This is a genomic window from Streptococcus dysgalactiae subsp. dysgalactiae (assembly GCF_900459225.1).
In the GTDB taxonomy this organism is placed as follows: Bacteria; Bacillota; Bacilli; order Lactobacillales; family Streptococcaceae; genus Streptococcus; species Streptococcus dysgalactiae.
Genome location: NZ_UHFH01000003.1, coordinates 1,326,206 through 1,344,783, shown reverse-complemented (window position 1 = coordinate 1,344,783; position 18,578 = coordinate 1,326,206). Strand labels below are relative to the sequence as shown.

Annotated in this window: 14 protein-coding genes and 2 pseudogenes; 11 read left to right on the top strand and 5 right to left on the bottom strand. The window is 38.7% G+C overall.

What is annotated here, in order from left to right:
* The first annotated feature begins 4 nt into the window (after positions 1–4).
* From DYD17_RS07015 to DYD17_RS11200, 4 genes and pseudogenes are all read left to right on the top strand, one after another.
* Positions 5–1,708 (top strand): annotated as a pseudogene (locus DYD17_RS07015) (glycoside hydrolase family 13 protein).
* Between the two features lie 122 nt (positions 1,709–1,830).
* Positions 1,831–3,134, top strand: a pseudogene (locus DYD17_RS07010) (ABC transporter permease subunit).
* Positions 3,134–3,994 carry a sugar ABC transporter permease gene (locus DYD17_RS07005; RefSeq protein ID WP_003051326.1) on the top strand — a complete coding sequence of 287 codons (861 nt, stop codon included), beginning with the start codon at positions 3,134–3,136 and terminating at the stop codon, positions 3,992–3,994. The pseudogene DYD17_RS07010 and the gene DYD17_RS07005 overlap by 1 nt, the downstream one beginning before the upstream one ends.
* Positions 3,995–4,015: 21 nt before the next feature.
* Positions 4,016–4,843: a DUF1189 domain-containing protein gene (locus tag DYD17_RS11200; RefSeq protein WP_115252949.1), complete on the top strand. Its 828-nt coding sequence runs from the start codon at positions 4,016–4,018 to the stop codon at positions 4,841–4,843.
* Positions 4,844–4,917: 74 nt separating this feature from the next.
* Here the strand turns inward: DYD17_RS11200 and DYD17_RS06995 are convergent, their stop codons facing one another.
* The 4 genes from DYD17_RS06995 to DYD17_RS06980 form a co-directional block, all read right to left on the bottom strand.
* Complete coding sequence (locus DYD17_RS06995) at positions 4,918–5,715, bottom strand: LacI family DNA-binding transcriptional regulator (protein WP_003051320.1); 798 nt, start codon at positions 5,713–5,715, stop codon at positions 4,918–4,920.
* Positions 5,716–5,887: 172 nt separating this feature from the next.
* Positions 5,888–6,724: a sugar ABC transporter permease gene (locus DYD17_RS06990; RefSeq protein WP_003051318.1), complete on the bottom strand. Its 837-nt coding sequence runs from the start codon at positions 6,722–6,724 to the stop codon at positions 5,888–5,890.
* Positions 6,724–8,085: a carbohydrate ABC transporter permease gene (locus DYD17_RS06985; RefSeq protein WP_003051313.1), complete on the bottom strand. Its 1,362-nt coding sequence runs from the start codon at positions 8,083–8,085 to the stop codon at positions 6,724–6,726. Before DYD17_RS06985 ends, DYD17_RS06990 begins: the two co-directional genes overlap by 1 nt.
* A gap of 280 nt (positions 8,086–8,365) precedes the next feature.
* Positions 8,366–9,619, bottom strand: coding sequence for an extracellular solute-binding protein (locus DYD17_RS06980; RefSeq protein ID WP_003051311.1), 1,254 nt, complete (start codon positions 9,617–9,619; stop codon positions 8,366–8,368).
* A gap of 244 nt (positions 9,620–9,863) precedes the next feature.
* On the opposite strand from DYD17_RS06980, the gene DYD17_RS06975 reads away from it, so the two are divergent.
* The 4 genes from DYD17_RS06975 (at position 9,864) to DYD17_RS06960 (ending at position 15,591) form a co-directional block, all read left to right on the top strand.
* Positions 9,864–10,883 carry a LacI family DNA-binding transcriptional regulator gene (locus DYD17_RS06975; RefSeq protein ID WP_003051308.1) on the top strand — a complete coding sequence of 340 codons (1,020 nt, stop codon included), beginning with the start codon at positions 9,864–9,866 and terminating at the stop codon, positions 10,881–10,883.
* Positions 10,884–11,001: 118 nt separating this feature from the next.
* The gene (gene malQ, locus DYD17_RS06970; RefSeq protein WP_115252948.1) at positions 11,002–12,498 is read left to right on the top strand and encodes a 4-alpha-glucanotransferase; all 1,497 of its coding nucleotides are present in this window, start codon (positions 11,002–11,004) and stop codon (positions 12,496–12,498) included.
* Positions 12,499–12,528: 30 nt separating this feature from the next.
* A complete protein-coding gene (glgP, locus tag DYD17_RS06965) occupies positions 12,529–14,793 on the top strand; it encodes a glycogen/starch/alpha-glucan family phosphorylase (protein WP_115246129.1) in 2,265 nt (754 codons plus the stop codon).
* Between the two features lie 243 nt (positions 14,794–15,036).
* Complete coding sequence (locus DYD17_RS06960) at positions 15,037–15,591, top strand: NADPH-dependent FMN reductase (protein ID WP_003051297.1); 555 nt, start codon at positions 15,037–15,039, stop codon at positions 15,589–15,591.
* Between the two features lie 65 nt (positions 15,592–15,656).
* Here the strand turns inward: DYD17_RS06960 and DYD17_RS06955 are convergent, their stop codons facing one another.
* Positions 15,657–15,959 carry a hypothetical protein gene (locus DYD17_RS06955; protein WP_003051294.1) on the bottom strand — a complete coding sequence of 101 codons (303 nt, stop codon included), beginning with the start codon at positions 15,957–15,959 and terminating at the stop codon, positions 15,657–15,659.
* 195 nt (positions 15,960–16,154) lie between these two features.
* Here DYD17_RS06955 and trhO point away from each other — a divergent pair, with 195 nt between their 5' ends.
* The 3 genes from trhO (at position 16,155) to DYD17_RS06940 (ending at position 18,534) form a co-directional block, all read left to right on the top strand.
* Entirely contained in the window at positions 16,155–17,141 is a 987-nt protein-coding gene (gene trhO / locus DYD17_RS06950) for an oxygen-dependent tRNA uridine(34) hydroxylase TrhO (protein WP_003051291.1), read from the top strand.
* 75 nt (positions 17,142–17,216) lie between these two features.
* Positions 17,217–17,846 carry a uridine kinase family protein gene (locus DYD17_RS06945; protein ID WP_115252947.1) on the top strand — a complete coding sequence of 210 codons (630 nt, stop codon included), beginning with the start codon at positions 17,217–17,219 and terminating at the stop codon, positions 17,844–17,846.
* 79 nt (positions 17,847–17,925) lie between these two features.
* The gene (locus tag DYD17_RS06940; protein WP_115252946.1) at positions 17,926–18,534 is read left to right on the top strand and encodes a glutathione S-transferase family protein; all 609 of its coding nucleotides are present in this window, start codon (positions 17,926–17,928) and stop codon (positions 18,532–18,534) included.
* Positions 18,535–18,578 lie beyond the last annotated feature (44 nt).

The following is an 18,578-nucleotide window of genomic DNA, read 5'->3' as shown; positions in this document are numbered from 1 at the left end:
AGAAATGAATATTGCCGGAATGTTACATATTCCAGATTCGAGGTATTGCTTTGCCTTATTTCAAAAGGAACTTGTCATCCGATTACGTGTGGCCAAAGAAGATAAAGATATTACTGTTAATTTGGTCCACGGGCCTAAATATGGTTATCATGAATTCCAAGAAGAATTGGAAATGTCAGTTGCCTATACAGACCATACGCATGCCTATTATGAAACCACTTTAACATTAGACGATGTGAGATTGGCTTATATTTTTAAAATTGAAGAAGAAGGTCAAACCTATTATTTTAGTGAAGATGGGTTAACCACTAGTTACGATTTTTCAAATGGTTTTTATAATTTCTTCCAAATGCCTTATATCAATGCTGTTGATGTTCATCAGGTCATTCCTTGAACAAAAGACGCGGTTTTTTATCAAATCTTTGTTGATCGCTTTAACCGTGGGGATTGGGAAAAAGATGACAGTTATGTCAACATGGATTGGTTAGAAAAACCGACTCCTAAAAGTTTTGCTAGTGGAGATTTAAGGGGAATTACAGAAAAACTAGATTACCTCAAAGATTTAGGGATTAATGTCATCTATTTAACGCCAATTTTTCAATCCATTAGTAATCATAAATATGATATTAGTGATTACTACGCTATTGATCCACAATTTGGAACTAAATATGATTTGCAAGAATTGATTGATTTGGCTCACCAAATGGGAATCAAGATTATCTTAGATGCTGTTTTTAACCATGCCAGCAGTGATGCCGTGGAATTTCAGGATGTCTTGAGATACGGTAAAGAGTCTAAGTTTTTTGATTGGTTTATGACTCATGATGAACACCCGTCTATGGAACTGGTCAATTATGAGACGTTTGCTGGATGTAACTATATGCCTAAATGGAATACCTCAAATAGAGATGTTCAAGACTATCTGATTGAGATTGGGCGATACTGGATTAAAGAATTTGGTATCGATGGTTGGCGCCTAGATGTTTCTGATGAAGTATCTCATGATTTTTGGCGACGTTTCCGTCATACGGTTAAAGCTGAAAAAGCTGATGCTATTTTAATTGGGGAGAACTGGCATGATGCCTATCCTTATTTGGCAGGGGATCAATATGATGGGATTATGAATTATGCTTTCACCAAAGCCTGTTTGGATTACTTTGCTTTTGAAACCATGACATCAAAACAATTGGCTGAGAAATTAAGCAACATTTTGATGCGAAACACTTGGCAAGTTAATCGCATGAACTTGAATCTTTTGGATTCTCATGATACGCATCGTTTCTTCACTCAAGTTAAGGGTTCCAAAGATAAATTGTTAGCTGCTTTAGCATTGCTCTTTACCTTTATGGGCATTCCTTGCTTGTATTATGGGACAGAAGTGGCAATGGAAGGGGGCTACGACCCTGATTCTCGTCGCGGTTTTCCCTGGGATGATGCTGAGTGGGACAAGGATTTCTTTAGCAAAGTAAAAGCGATTATTGCTCTTCGCCAACAGCCAGCTCTTCAAGAAGGAGCTATTAGCATTGATCATGACGGAGATTGCTTCATTCTGAAACGCAGCTTAAGTGAGCAAAGCATTACACTTGTTCTTAACAATGGAGAGAGTGATTATCCTATTAAGGATAAGGGACAAGTGTTAACCGGTAATGGGGTAGATAGAGAGAATGCCCAATTGCTTCAAGGTGGCTATGTCGTGATATCTAACTAAGAGTCCCATTTTAAATGGAAAACATGATTATATTGTGACATAAGTGGTTAGGTGCTCACCTGAAAAAGCAGGCCATTGAGTAAGGGGAGTCACTTAATTGTTTATGAAAAGAGGAATAAAAAATGATAGATAACCAAAGACAACAGAAGTCTAATAAAGCCATGTGGCTATCTGTTATCCCAGGCTTGGGACAACTATACAATAAACAAATCGTTAAAGGGGGAGTCTTATTAGTTGTTTTCTTGCTAGAACTACTAGAAATTGTAGTTCTAGCAATTCCTGCTTTAACAGGTCTTTACAGTCTTGGAAGTGTTCCAATGCAAGATCACTCCTTATTTATGTTAATTAAGGGGGCCATGCAATTAATTATCCTAGCCTTATTTGTTATTTTTCATTTGGTTGCTATGAGAGATGCTAAATTAGTTGCTCGTCAAATGAATGAAGGCAAGAAGGTTCCGGTGACGGCTAAAGAAACCCTTGAAGCGATTTATGAAAAAGGATTTCCTTACTTGCTTATCATTCCGGCTTATTTAGCAATGGCTTTCGCTATTATTTTTCCAGTTTTAGTGACCTTGCTGATTGCTTTTACCAATTACGATTTTAGGCACATTCCTCCGTATCGTTTATTGGACTGGGTAGGATTGAAGAACTTTCTTAATATCTTAGAATTAAGCACCTTCAAAACAGCATTTACGTCTGTTTTGTCATGGACGCTGATCTGGACATTAGCAGCAACAAGTCTTCAAATTGTTATTGGAATTGCAACGGCTGTTATTGCTAATCAATCCTTTATCAAAGGAAAACGTCTCTTTGGTGTGATATTCTTGTTACCATGGGCTGTTCCAGCCTTTATCTCTATTATGAGTTTTGGTAATTTCTTTAATGATTCCATTGGGGCCATGAATGTTCAGGTTCTTCCTTTCATCGAGAAATTCCTTCCTTTCGTTGACTTCGGAATTGTGCCTTGGAAGACAGACCCCTTCTGGACAAAAGTGGCTGTTATTATGGTTCAAGGTTGGCTAGGATTTCCCTATATCTATATTTTGGTATCAGGTATTTTACAGGCAATTCCAGCTGATTTATACGAAGCAGCAACTGTTGATGGTGGGACAGTCTTGCAGAAATTCCGTCATATCACCATGCCAATGATTTTTGCGGTTGCAGCACCGACGCTGATTGCACAGTACACTTTTAACTTCAATAATTTTTCTATTATTTATCTGTTTAATAATGGGGGCCCTGGTACTGTTGGGGGGGAGCTGGGACAACTGATATCCTCATTTCCTGGATTTATAAGTTGACCACACAAACCTCATCTCAGTTTTCGATGGCGTCGGCAGTAACCTTAATCATCTCTGTAATAGTGATTTCGGTATCCTTGATTACCTTTAAGAAATTTAAAGCTTTTGATATGGAGGAGAGATAATGAGAAAGACCTATGTTTCAACATCCATGAAACGCAAACGTTTCTTCACCCAATTATTGACCTATCTCTATCTAATCTCCTTAGCGATCGTGATTTTATTCCCGATACTAGTGACGGTCAGTTCAGCTTTTAGACCAGGAAATACCACAGCCTTTAGTTTTCATTTTGATGGGCCATGGACCTTGTCTAACTTTAAAACGCTCTTTCAAGATACCTTATACTTAAGATGGTATTGGAACACTTTAATCGTGGCATTCTTCACCATGCTCATACAAGTAACAGTCATCACTTTGACAGGTTATGCGTATAGCCGTTACAATTTCTTTGGACGCAAAAAAAGTTTAATCTTTTTCCTAGTCGTACAGATGGTTCCTACCATGGCGGCTTTAACAGCTTACTTTGTTATGGCTTGGCTCTTTAATGCCTTAAACCAATACTGGTTCTTGATTTTGATTTACGTCGGTGGTGGTATTCCAATGAATGCCTGGTTGATGAAGGGTTATTTTGACACGGTACCTTATGACTTGGACGAATCTGCTAAGTTAGATGGTTCTGGACACTTTAGGACCTTCTACCAAATTGTCCTTCCACTTGTGCGACCAATGATTGCAGTACAATCCTTATGGGCTTTTATGGGTCCTTTTGGAGACTTCATGTTGGCTAAATTCCTTTTACGGGCGCAAGAAAATTATACGGTAGCAGTTGGTCTTCAATCGTTTATTACGAATGATGCTAGAAATCCTAAGGTAACCTTATTTGCTGCGGGAGCTATTCTGATTGCAGTGCCTATTTCAGTTCTCTTTTTCTTCCTACAGAAAAATTTCGTTTCAGGTTTAACAAGTGGTGGTACCAAAGGGTAACCTGACAAGGAGTAATGTTTAATGCCAGATAAAAAACAATTTCCTATTTCTTACATATCACATTGCCTTTCTCCTAGGGCAATGTTTGCCAGCCGAGCTCAGTTTACTTGGTGGCAAAACCTTCTTATTATTGTTTTTTTGAACGCCTTAATAATGATTCCAGTTACGTTACACTATGCTAACATGACAACATATCCCTTGGAACGGATTGTAACTAAGAGTTTGTCGCCTATCACAGACAAAACCTATCACGCATTGACCCAAGGAAAGCTTGAGGAAAATACCTTTCAGGGTCAATCTTTGATTCGACGAGATGGTGAAGTGGTTTTGGCTGTCTTACCGACAAAGGTCGATTTAGAGAAATTGGCATCAGAATCAACCAGGCAAATTATTGTGACGAAAAAAGAATGGCGTTTTGTTACCCCTGACGGCAAGGAACTCCGTGCCCACGTTAGAGGCGAGCAGCAGTCGCTCGCTGACCTAACAACAGTTCAAGCAGTGAAGGACTTTGTCAATCAGCAATGGTATGACAGTAATAAAGCCAGTGTACTTGGTTTTATTCTGTTGACGTTTGTTCTCATGGTGTATGTAGGCAGCCTTATTGTGATTGGTCTAGGCACTTTCTTTTTGACCTTGACCAAACGATCACGGCTGTTTATGATTCGAAACTTTTCAGAAGGTCTTGGTTTGATGGTCAATTGTTTGGCCTGGCCAAGTCTACTGGCAATTGCTCTTAGTTTCTTTATTCAGGATCCCCTATTGATTATGAATTGCCAAGTATTTGGTACCTTATTAATGCTGACCTGGGTGTTCTACAAAACACAGTTTAGAGATTCGTTACCATCCTAAGAGAACTCTGACACCGATGTCATATCAAAACCCCTTGCCACTTCAGTTGAAGTGGCAAGGGGTTTTGTGTGCTATTAGACGAGAAGGTTATGATTTTTGTTGAGTTGTCGTTGTTTGGCCCACTCGATGGCCTCTAAGATAACTTGCCCTTTTTCTGGGGAAAAACGTGGGCAGTAGAGTTTTTGCGAAGAGTTCACAAAGAACTGATCCAAACTCTCATCAATGAGTAAAAGATTTTCCTTTTCAAAGCGGGGCAACTCCCTCATGTCGTCAACCACATGTAGGCTTGGAAAAAGGGTGGAGATAGCCTCATACCGTTCTTGATTGTTGATAGGGAGAGTCAGCAGGGTATAAGGTTCATCCTTAAAAAACTGATCTGCTTGGTCTTTTAGGTTTGCGTAATTTGTGTTAATTTGGAAGAAGAGAGGGTCATTAACAAAGCTATCAATAGCAATTAAGGGCTTGAAATTAAGTTTCCCGATTTTGTAAAAGGTCTCATTTTCAATATCTAAGGTCAGAATAAGGTCAGCCCAGTCAAATTTTCCAATACTATCTTCATTAAGGCAAACGAGCTGATAGTCCTGTTCATGCAACAATCGTGATAAGCAGCTAATGGTATGTAGTTGCTCTGCTCTGGTCAGGATAGAGTCAGTGTATTTGTAATAAAGAACAACACTGTTGGATTGACGTGCCACCAGAGAACGGGCTGCTTGATTTGGGGTATAGTTCAGGAGGTTAGTGATGTGTAATACTTTATTGCGAGTTTCTTCGCTAATCTTCTGATCATTTCGTTGATTTAACACGTAAGAAACAGTGGCTACAGAAACACCAGCTTCTCGTGCAATATCTTTAATGGTAACTTTAGATGTCATAGTCTTGTTATATCCGAATTAAGGGTAAAAGTCAAGGAAAGGCTCAAAGTCTTGGTGATAAGATGGACATTTCTATAACTTTTCGCAAAAGTGAGTAACAGGTCAGCTATTAGCTTGTTCGTTAAAAACCTCCTAAGGAACTGGCCCCTAGAAGGTTTGGCATGTTGGTAAGTTATTTAACAGAACCGCCTGTAATTCCTTCAACATAGTATTTTTGCATAAACATGAAGAGGAGAGTGATTGGGACGGCAATTAAGACAGAACCAGCAGTGAAGGCCATAAACCAGTTGTTAATGGTATCTGGCTGAAGCATTGAAAAGAGACCGATAGCAACGGTGTATTTGCTTGTAGCATCTCCTAAGATAACTTGGGCAAAGATAAAGTCAATCCAAGGTCCCATGAATGCTAGAAGAGCAGTATAAACAATAATAGGTTTTGACAAAGGTAGGGTAATCTTGAAGAAAATATCCATCCGAGTAGCTCCATCGATCATAGCTGATTCATCGAGCGAGTAAGGAATAGTATCAAAGAACCCTTTAGCAATGTAGAAGCCTAGAGCAGCACCTGCTGAATACACCAGAACAAGAGCTGTCAAGGTTTGTGTAAGGCCCAAAGCTTTCAAGATGTAGTAGATAGCAATCATGCTCATGAAACCAGGGAACATATTTAAAATAAGGGCCAGCTTCAAGAAGCGATTGCGGAATTTAAACTTGATACGGCTGAGTGAATAGGCCATCGCAACGGTGATAAAGGTTGAAATGATACAAGTAAAGGTAGCTACCACAAAGGTGTTCAAGAACCATCTGCCAAATGGGAAAGTCTCATTGGTAAAAAGCTTGATGTAGTGATCTAATGTGAAAGTTTTTGGAATAAAATAATTCACATAGGCTGTCCCTTCACCACGGAAACTTGTCAGAAGGACCCAAGCAATTGGGAAGAGCCAAATGATTGAGAGGATAATTAAAGTGGCATAAACGAGGCCAAGTTGAAATCGACGTTTGTTTTTCATTATTTAGCCGCTCCTTCCTTGTATGATGCTGTTCGAGTATAGGCAAGTAAGCTAAAGATAGCTGAGACCGTAAAGATTAAGATACCGATAACTGACGCTAAATTATAGTCAGCAGCAGTAACAGTTAATTTATAGAGCCAGGTCACGAGGAGGTCTGTAGTTCCTGCCTGATAGTATTCTGAATTTGTTGGGCCACCGCCAGTAAGGAGATAAATAACGTTAAAGTTATTGATATTTCCGATAAACTGTTGAATCAAGTTTGGTGTCATGATCAAGAGAATTTGAGGGAATGTGATAGACTTGAAGACTTGAAATTTGCTAGCGCCATCAATTTCAGCAGCCTCAATTTGTTCACTTGGTAGGTTCATGATGATCCCAGTCGCAATCAACATGGTGAAAGGAATACCAATCCACATGTTAACGAAAATAATAGAAAATTTTGCCCAAAGAGGATCAGATAAAAATGGGAGTGGGTCGTGAATCAAGCCGATTTTATTAAGAAGGGCATTGAGTGGACCTTCGTCATTGAGTAAGTTCCGCATAATCAATAATGAGATAAACTGAGGAACAGCAATGGTAATCACAAAGATTGTACGCCACATTTTCTTCCATTTTAGACCCTTGGTATTGATTAATAGGGCTAAGACAATGCCAAAGAAGAAGTTGGTCACTGTCGCAAAAACAGCCCAAATCAAAGTCCATGAGAAGACAGGGAAGAAAGTTCCTGCCATACGGCCACTTAAAATATTACCAAAGTTAGCTAAACCAACCCAATCAAATAAAGATTTTGGAGGCAAGTGATTATGATCAAAATTGGTAAAGGCCAAACAGATCATGTAAATCAAAGGAAGAATGGTGAATAAAAGCACACCAATCAGTGGGATAGCCATTAAAGTCATATGGAAACGACCATTGGCAAGTGTCACAAAATCTTCTTTGAAACTTGGGATTTTCTGACCATCTTGTTTAAGAAGGTAGAGGTTACGAGCGCTTTTGAGGTTACACCAGTAAATGTAAGCAAAAACGAGGCAGAAGATGAGTGATGCTAATCCAAAAATAAGCATTAGCATGGAGTTATCTCCATCAACGGCAACTTGGATTTTGATGCCATCAATAGTCTTAGTGGTCATGCCTTGGGTTTGGGTCCCAAGAGTGAAGAGGCCTCCAATAGCAGGAATGATTTGAGAAACAAAAGCGATTAGGAATACCAATTCGCTAAGCAAAAATAGTGTCCCTTTGACAAATTGCTTGTTGGCGAGATTAGCAAATCCCATGATAATAGCAGAGAGCTTAATATCCCAACTTCCTTTTTTTAGGGCTTCTGCCACAGATACTTGTGGTGTCAAGCTTGACTGAGTCATATAGATTCTCCTTTATTTTAGGATACCAGAGTCGGTAAATCAGGTTATATCTCTTGTTAAAAACAAATAGCTAAGTGTTACGTAAACCTTTAAGTGGTTAAAAATTTAAGTAGCACTAGGCTACTCACATAACATCAAAAACAAGTAGGAGTGGGACTAAACCCCAACAAAACGTGATGGAGCTCAGTTCCACTCCCAAAAGATGAGTAGACCAGATGGCATCTAGAAGTTACTCACCTCTGTGCTTGTTTTCATATGGTATTAGTAAAACGAGATAAGATTATTTTGTTGCAGCGATGTCTTTGTCAAATTGTTGCAATTTAGCAAGGTAATCGCCTTCTTTGGTTTTACCGTTGAAGGTGTCGCTAAGGATAGCTGCGCTTTCAGTCCAGAAAGTTCCCATTTGGCTAAGTTTTGGCATTACGACAGTGTATTCTGAAGAAGAACCCATTGTGATAACAGTTTTAGCAAGTTCATTTGATTGAACAGCTTCTGAAGATTGAACTTCTTTGTTAGCTGGAACAATGTTACGAGTCTTGAATTGGTTTTCTTGGCTTTCAGCATTTGTTAAGTATGAAGCAAGTTTGTAGCTAGCAGCGATACGTTTTGTATCTCCTTTAGCTGGTGCTTGGTTAACTGCGTAAAGTTTAACACCCAAGAATGCTTTTTGTTGAACAGTTTCGCCACCGATGGTTACTTTTGGATAAGCAGCGATACCTAGGTTTTCTTTACCGATAGCTTTTTGAGCAGCTTCGTAATCCCATGGTCCTGATTCAAATGATGCGACTGAGCCATCACCAAATTTAGATATGACATTGTTAGCATCTAAGTTAACAAAACCTTTATTTGATGCTTGGTCTGCAATCCATTTAAGAACAGCAACACCTTTTTCGTTACCCCAGTTAGTGCCTTTAACATCTTCACCGTTTTCACCGAACAAAGTGTTACCAACAGACATGAACAATGGACCAGTAGCATAAGCATTTGCTTGTTTGAAGGTACCACCAAAGGTTGCTTTTGTTGTAATAGTGTCATATGAAGCAACATCTTCAGCAGCTAATTTTGATTTATTGTAGAAAAGAACTTGTGATTCAATACCAAATGGGAAAGCATACGTTTTTCCTTTGTATTGAGCACCGACAATCGCTTGGTCAGTAGCAGTTGCAGCGATTTCTTTAGTGTATTCTTCTGGAACTTCTTGGATAGTACCAGATTCTACAAGTTGACCAAGTTGGTCATGAGGAAGTGAGAAGACATCGGCAGCAGTAGAAGCATCTTTTTTGATTTTTTCTTGTGCTTTTGGATCTTCTGATTCAACCACTTTAACAGTGTAACCAGAATCTTTTTCAAATTTAGCAACGATATCTGCGTATGATTTTTTCGCTCCAGTTGGAACCCAAAGTTTGATGGTTTTTGAATCAGAGCTTGACGCTGAATCCATTTTATCTTTTGAAGCAGATCCGCATCCCACTAATAAGGTACTTGCAAGTGTCAAACTTGCACCACCGACGATAACTTTTTGCCATGATTTCATAGCTGTTTCCTCCTAAGATATATTTCTTACTCTTATTATTATGCAACCGCTTGCAGAAAAAGTCAAGTCTTTTTTTAAAAAAAGTTGAAATTTTTTAAAAAGAATTAGGAATGCTTCTTGGAACTTAAAAAAAGCTTCAAATGAAAGTTGATTTTTTAAAAGATAACTGTATAATGGAAACAAAACACTAGAGAAAAGGCCTGAGGTATGGATTATCTTGGGAACATACAACAACGAGGTTAATATGGTAACAATTAAAGATGTCGCCCAAAAAGCGGGTGTTAATCCCTCAACCGTGAGTAGGGTATTAAAAGATAATCGTTCTATTTCTCAAAAAACCAAGGAGAAAGTTCGAAAAGCAATGGCTGATTTGGGCTATGTTCCGAATGTCGCTGCGCAAATGCTTGCCAGTGGGTTAACACATAATATTGGACTGGTTTTTCCGCCTATTACGACCAGTGACCGATTGAGTGAGCCCTTCTTCATGGAAATTTTATCCACCATCACTAATGAAGCCAAAAAGCAACACTTTACGGTTTCTATTGCAACAGGGATGTCTTTAGAGGATTTGCTGGGGCAAGTAAAGTTGATGCATTTACAAAAGCGGGTTGATGGCTTTATTATTCTTTATTCTGATCAAGAAGACCCGGTCAGAAATTATTTGATGACCAATAAAATTCCTTTTGTTATTGTAGGAGCTCCAGAAGGAGATGCCAATAAAATTACCTATATTGACAATGATAATCAATTAATGGCTAAAACCGCAGTAGATCACCTCTATCAAAAAGGGCATCGTCAGATTTTGTTTATCACAGATGATCTTGTCTCCGAGGTTGCATCAGAGCGTTACATCGGTTATTTAAAAGGTTGCTTAAAATTGTCATTAGAGACTAAACCAATGCTTTTATTTGACCGAAAAGATCCTGTTAGTGTGCAAAATGTTATCGAGGGTATTCGTGACTTTAAGGCGACAGCTTTAGTTGTTATTGGAGATGTCTTATCAGTGCGCATGGTTCAATTATTATCTTTTTATGGCATTAAGGTACCCGATGATGTTTCCATCATTACCTTTAATAATTCAAGCTATGCCAAGTTGATTCACCCTTATTTAACTACCTTTGACATCAATGTTGACAATCTTGGTAAAACATCCTTTAAGCAGCTGCTAGATATCATCAATTCGAAAGAGCAGAGCCTTAGCCAAAAAATCTTTGTTCCTTTTACCTTGAAAAAGCGTGAGAGTGTCCGTAATATTAATGAATAAGGTATAAACGACCAGTAGCATTTCTTAGAAATGCTACTTTTTTACGAAAGAGGTTGACTTACGCAAACGGTTGCGTTATAATTTCATCATAACTAGATTTCATGAGGAGAAAAAATGAATGAATAAACGTGCAAGCGGTATCTTAATGCATATTAGTTCCCTTCCTGGTAAGACCGGAATTGGAACTTTCGGGAAGGCAGCTTTTGACTTTGTTGATTTCCTAAAAGAAACCAAACAAACTTATTGGCAGATCCTACCTTTAACAACAACAAGTTATGGTGATTCACCTTATCAATCATTTTCAGCCATTGCAGGTAATACTCATTTTATCGATCTTGAATTACTTGTTGCAGACGGCTACTTGCAGGAAGCTGATCTCGTTGGCGTTGATTTTGGTTCTGACCCTGAGGTGGTTGACTATGCTCAAATTTTTCAAGCAAGACGTCCCTTATTAGAAAAAGCGGTCCAAGCCTTTCTTGCAACTAAAGAAGGCGTCAAAGAATTGGCAGCTTTTGAAGCAGAAGCGAGCTGGTTGGGTGACTTTGCCGAGTTCATGTCATTGAAAGAACACTTTCAAAATAAGGCCCTACAAGAATGGGATGACAGAGCAATTGTAAAACGCGAAGAAGCAGCCTTATATCATTACCGTGAGTTACTTGCTGAAAGCGTTCACTACCATAAAGTTTGTCAATATTTCTTCTACCAACAATGGTTGGCCTTAAAAGCATATGCCAATGATAACGGTATTGAGATTATTGGTGATATGCCAATCTATGTTTCTGCAGATAGTGTGGAAGTTTGGACAATGCCAGACTTGTTTAAAGTGGATGAGGATAAAAACCCACTCTTTATCGCTGGAGTTCCTGCAGATGGCTTTAGTGAAGATGGTCAACTTTGGGGCAATCCGATTTACAATTGGGCAGCCCATGAAGCATCCAACTTTGCTTGGTGGATTTACCGTATTCAAGAAAGTTTCAAATTATATGACTATTTGAGAATTGACCACTTTAAAGGCTTTTCAGATTTCTGGGAAATTCCTGGTGGCGACACAACTGCTCGAAATGGACATTGGGAATCAGCTCCGGGACTTGCTTTGTTTGCTGCAGTTCGTGAGGCTTTAGGAGAACTGCCTATCATCGCAGAAAATCTTGGTTATATTGATGAAAAGGCAGAGCAGCTATTAGCCTCAACAGCCTTTCCAGGAATGAAGATTTTAGAATTTGGCCTTTTTGACATTACTAGTCAAAGCAGTGATTTACCCCATCATTATGATCGTAACTGTGTGGTTTATACTGGTACGCATGATAACGAAGTGGTTAATGGTTGGTATGCAAACCTTACGGAAGAACAAGTTGCTTTTGTGAACGACTACCTCCACAAAGGTGCAGATGAAAGTATTACACAAGCCATGTTGCGCACGATTTTCGCAACAGTTAGTGATACGGCTATCTTGTGCATGCAAGACTTGCTTGATAAGGGGGCAGATAGCCGCATGAACATGCCAAATACCGTGGGTGGTAATTGGCAATGGCGGATGCTTGAAGGAGATATCACTGAAGAGCACAAAGCCTACTTGATACATTTGACAGAATTATACGATCGCGTCAATCACTAATGATAAGAGAACAATAGAAAAGAGGAAGACATGACACGCTTTACAGAATATGCTGAAACTAAATTAGGAAAATCGCTTACGCAGGCCAGCAATGAAGAGATTTATCTATCATTATTAAACTTTGTCAAAGAAGAAGCTAGCCACAAGGCTAAAAATTCTGTCAAACGCAAAGTTTACTATATTTCGGCAGAGTTTTTGATTGGTAAATTACTATCAAACAACCTGATTAACCTAGGAATTTACAAAGACATCAAAGAAGAATTGGCAGCTGCTGGCAAATCTATCGCAGAAGTCGAAGATGTTGAATTAGAACCATCACTAGGTAATGGTGGTTTAGGACGTCTTGCTTCATGTTTCATTGACTCTATTTCATCTCTTGGTATTAATGGTGAAGGGGTTGGCTTGAATTATCATTGTGGGTTGTTCAAACAAGTTTTCAAACACAATGAACAAGAAGCAGAGCCAAACTTCTGGATTGAAGATGACTCATGGTTGGTTCCAACAGACATTTCTTACGATGTGCCTTTTAAGAACTTCACCTTGAAATCTCGTCTTGATCGTATTGATGTTTTGGGTTACAAACGCGACACTAAAAACTACCTTAACTTGTTTGATATCGAGGGCGTTGATTACGGATTAATCAAAGACGGTATTTCATTTGATAAAACTGAAATTGCTAAAAACTTAACCTTGTTCCTTTACCCAGATGACTCTGATAAAAACGGAGAATTGCTTCGTATTTACCAACAGTACTTTATGGTGTCAAATGCAGCTCAACTGTTGATTGACGAAGCTATTGAACGTGGCTCTAACCTTCATGATCTTGCAGACTACGCTTACGTGCAAATCAATGACACGCATCCATCAATGGTTATTCCTGAATTGATTCGTCTGTTGACAGAAAAACATGGCTTTGACTTTGATGAAGCGGTATCTGTTGTGAAGGACATGGTTGGTTACACTAACCACACTATCCTTGCGGAAGCGCTTGAAAAATGGCCAACAGATTACTTAAACGAAGTAGTGCCACACTTGGTAACCATCATTGAAAAATTGGATGCTCTTGTTCGTTCAGAAGTGTCTGACCCAGCTGTTCAAATTATTGATGAAACTGGTCGTGTGCACATGGCCCATATGGATATTCATTTTGCAACAAGTGTCAATGGGGTAGCTGCGCTGCATACAGAAATCTTGAAAAACAGTGAATTAAAAGCTTTCTATGACCTTTACCCAGAAAAATTCAACAATAAAACTAACGGGATTACTTTCCGTCGTTGGCTAGAATTTGCTAACCAAGACTTGGCTGATTATATTAAAGAACTTATTGGCGATGAGTACTTGACTGACGCAACAAAATTAGAAAAATTGATGGCCTTTGCAGATGATAAAGCTGTTCATGCTAAATTGGCTGAAATCAAATTCAACAACAAATTAGCCCTTAAACGTTACCTTAAAGACAATAAAGGCATTGAGCTTGATGAACATTCTATTATTGATACCCAAATCAAACGTTTCCACGAGTACAAACGTCAACAGATGAATGCTCTTTATGTGATTCACAAATATTTGGAAATTAAAAAAGGCAACCTTCCAAAACGTAAAATCACTGTTATTTTTGGTGGTAAAGCAGCGCCTGCTTACATCATTGCTCAAGACATCATTCACTTAATCCTTTGCTTGTCTGAATTGATTAACAATGACCCTGAAGTAAGCCCATACCTTAATGTGCATCTTGTTGAAAATTACAATGTGACAGTAGCAGAGCACTTGATTCCTGCAACCGATATTTCTGAACAAATTTCACTAGCATCTAAAGAAGCTTCTGGGACTGGTAATATGAAATTCATGCTTAACGGTGCTTTAACACTTGGTACAATGGACGGTGCTAACGTAGAGATCGCTGAGCTTGCAGGCATGGAGAATATCTACACCTTTGGTAAAGATTCTGACACCATCATCAACCTTTATGCAACTGCTTCTTATGTAGCAAAAGATTACTATGATAACCACCCTGCTATTAAAGCAGCAGTGAACTTTATTATCAGTCCAGAATTACTAGCATTTGGTAATGAAGAACGTCTTGACCGTCTTTATAAAGAATTGATTTCAAAAGACTGGTTCATGACCTTGATTGACCTTGAAGAGTACATTGAAGTTAAAGAAAAAATGTTGGCAGACTACGAAGCCCAAGATTTGTGGATGACAAAAGTGGTTCACAACATTGCCAAAGCTGGATTCTTCTCATCTGACCGCACCATTGAACAGTACAACGAAGATATCTGGCATTCAAACTAAACACCTACCTAAAAAGCGGATTTTCCGCTTTTTTTGGTGTCTTTAAAAGGAGAAATAGGTGATTAGCAAACGTGGTTAAGAGACTTTTGAAGGTTTTTAGAGTAATAGCATTTAAGGTATAGTTTTAAACTATACTTGAATCGAAAATATGCATTCGAAAAAAATATTACTAATTATCGCTAAGAAGCGGTATGATAATAAAGTATCCTTAATAACAACACAAAACATGAGAAGGAGGTAATAATGAGGAAATTAGGTATTATTTTAGGAAGTATCAAAGAGAAGTCATCTTCTAAATCTTTGGCTAAGGCAATGTTGCCGCTTTTTCCTGAAAGTGTTGAGGTATCCTTCATCCGTATCGAAAATCTTCCATTGTTTAACCCAGATATTGATAAAGAAGGACGTAGACCTGATTCTTACGAACGCTTTAGACAGGCTATTAAAGAACAAGATGCCCTTTTATTTATCACACCAGAATACAATCGCACCATACCAGCAGCTTTGAAAAATGCCATCGAAATTGGTTCCAGACCCTATCAACAGGTAGCTTTTAGCGGTAAACCTGCAATGATTATTTCACAATCTAATGGGAGTTTGGCAGGATTTGGTGCAAACCATCATTTGAGACAGAGTTTGGTCTTTTTAAATGTTCCTGTCATGCCACAACCAGAAATTTATTTAGCACACATTCATACCATTGTGAATGCACAGGGGAACTTCATAGATTCCACTGCTGCGCAATTTTTAACAGATTCAGTACAAGCTTTTCTTGATTTTGCAAAGCGATTTGAATCTTAAGCGGCGCTTGATATTACTCAAAAAGCTAGAAACAGAAGTTTCTAGCTTTTTGTTTTTTATCAGGATTAGAGGAGGAATTTTTCAATAACGATAGGATAATCCTTGTACTTCGTTTCCAAAATAGTAACCACTTCATCGTAGAGTTCTCGAATCTGAGCTCTCTTTTCCGGCATGCTAAAGCCAATGTAGTGAAATTGCGACTCAATGGTTGCAAATAAGTCATGAAAAAGCTGATTCATGATGTCAAGTTTATTAAGAAGCACCTGATCATCTTGGATAAATTCTGGTGGATTTTGATCCTCTCCTAAAGTAGCATCCACAAGAGACAGTGGATAAGTTCCATATTCTAAACAAAGTTCGTAAGTCATTGCTCATAACCTCCATGCTCCTATCTTAGCACTTTACATTGAAAGCTTCTAATCATTTGTTTAACCTTCATGACGGGATGAAAAAACTTAGATAGTTAAGTTTTTTGTGACAAAAGAGACAAGCAAATGGTTTGCTTAGACCTTTTTTGACAAGTTATAATGGAGAATAATTGAAATGATGACGAAGGAGAACACATGTCAGATAAGATTCGAGTTTTACTCTACTATAAATATGTCCCTATTGAAAATGCTAAAGCCTATGCTGCTGAGCATCTGGCTTTTTGTAAGTCAATTGGTCTTAAAGGTCGTATCTTGATTGCGGACGAAGGCATCAATGGTACGGTTTCAGGTGACTATGAAACAACTCAAAAATACATGGATTGGGTGCATAGCGATGAGCGCTTTGCAGATCTTTGGTTCAAAATGGACGAAGAAGATGAGCAAGCTTTCAAGAAAATGTTTGTCCGTTACAAAAAAGAAATTGTTCATCTTGGTTTGGAAGATAATGACTTTGATAACGACATTAACCCGCTTGAAACAACAGGTGCTTACCTATCACCCAAGGAATTTAAAGAAGCACTGCTTGATGAAGATACAGTGGTTTTAGATACGCGTAATGACTATGAATACGACCTTGGTCATTTCCGCGGTGCTATTCGACCAGATATTCGTAACTTCCGTGAATTGCCACAATGGGTGCGAGACAACAAGGACAAGTTTATGGAAAAACGTGTTGTTGTTTACTGTACGGGTGGTGTTCGCTGTGAGAAATTCTCTGGTTGGATGGTTCGTGAAGGCTTTAAAGATGTTGGTCAGCTTCATGGCGGTATTGCAACCTATGGTAAAGACCCTGAAGTTCAAGGGGAACTCTGGGATGGAGCAATGTATGTCTTTGATGAACGTATTTCAGTTCCAATCAACCATGTTGATCCAACCGTAATCGGACGTGACCATTTCGATGGCACACCATGTGAACGTTACGTTAATTGTGCCAATCCATTCTGTAACAAACAAATCTTCACTTCTGAAGAAAACGAAGACAAATATGTGCGTGGGTGTTCACCAGAATGTCGTGCCCATGACCGTAACCGTTATGTGGCAGAAAATGGCTTGAGCCGTCAAGAATGGGCAGCTCGTCTTGAAGCAATTGGCGAAACCTTACCAGAATTTGTAGGTGCCTAATATCTCAAAGCAAATCAGGAAACTGGTTTGTTTTTTGTTATACTAATGCTATCAACAATAGAGAAGAGGTGGCATATGGAAAGAGTTATTCAAGCAATTTTGGATAGTATTGAGGAGCAAGAGAAAACAGTTATTCGTATTTGTGGGCATGGGGCATCTGGGAAAACGACCTTAGCCAAACGATTGTATCAAGTTTTACCAAAAGACAGCACATATTTATTGGAAACAGATGCCTATATTATAAGTAACAGTTCAGGTGTTCAAGTGACCTATGATTTAAAAGGTGTAGAAGGCTGTTATCAGATGACTGCCTGCCATCCTGCTAGGCATGAGTTAGCCAGTCTCAAAAGAGATATCCTCATGTTTCGAAAAGGAATGGATTTGTTGACGATTGATACGTCATGGTCACCTAGTCAAATCATTTCAGGGCAGGGTAAACTGTTGATTGTTGAGGGGATGTCATCTACTTTCTTGGAAAAAGAATTGTTTGATCTTTCTATTTTTTGCTATACAGATAATGAGACCGAATTGCAGAGGCGTTTGCAACGAGATACTAGTGAACGTGGACGCCAAGCTCATTTTGTCATACAGAGCCGTCAACACCGAAGACGTCAATACCAACTCTACTTAGAACCTTTTCAAAAGAATTGTGAGTTTCTGCTGAACCAGTCTCAAAATAAGTGCCTATTAGAAAGAAAAACATGAGACAAGGATACTTCATCCCTGAAAAGGTTTTTAAAAAAGTGTTATACTTAATTTAATACTAATTAGTGAGAAAGTTGCGATGAAACTTTATTATGCTCCTGGAACTTGTGCCTTAGCCTGTTGGATAGCTATGGAATGGGCACAATTGGATTACGAGGTAGAGAAGGTAAAACTAGGTTCTGAAGAATACCTTAACATCAATCCTTTTGGGATGGTGCCAGCTTTACAGATTGAAGATGGTCAAATTATCACACAGGCAGGTACCATCTTGACCTTTATAGCGAAACAAGCTTCTAGAGCTCAGCTCATTCCCCAAGACAATCTTTTGGCAGAAAGTCGATTCAACGAAATCATGGACTTCTTAACAGGTGAATTTCACCCTGCTTTTTGGCCAATGTTTAGCCCTCATCGCTACACTATTTCTCAAGAGAATCAAGCGCTTGAAGAAGTCAAACAAGCTTCTTACAAGCGGATTGATATTGCTATGACGCATTTAGATGGTCTTATTGGAGATAGTCGGCATGTTTATCACGATCAGAGAACTATTGCAGATGCTTATGCTTATGTCATGGCTTTATGGTCGCAAAAAACACCTAAATCATATGAAAATTACCCACATTTAGCTGCTTTTATGGCAAAAATGATAGAGGATGCAGCTGTTAAGAAAGTGACTGCTGCGGCTCACTAATAAAACGATATAGGAGTAGGAATTGGTTTCTTACTCCTTTTTGT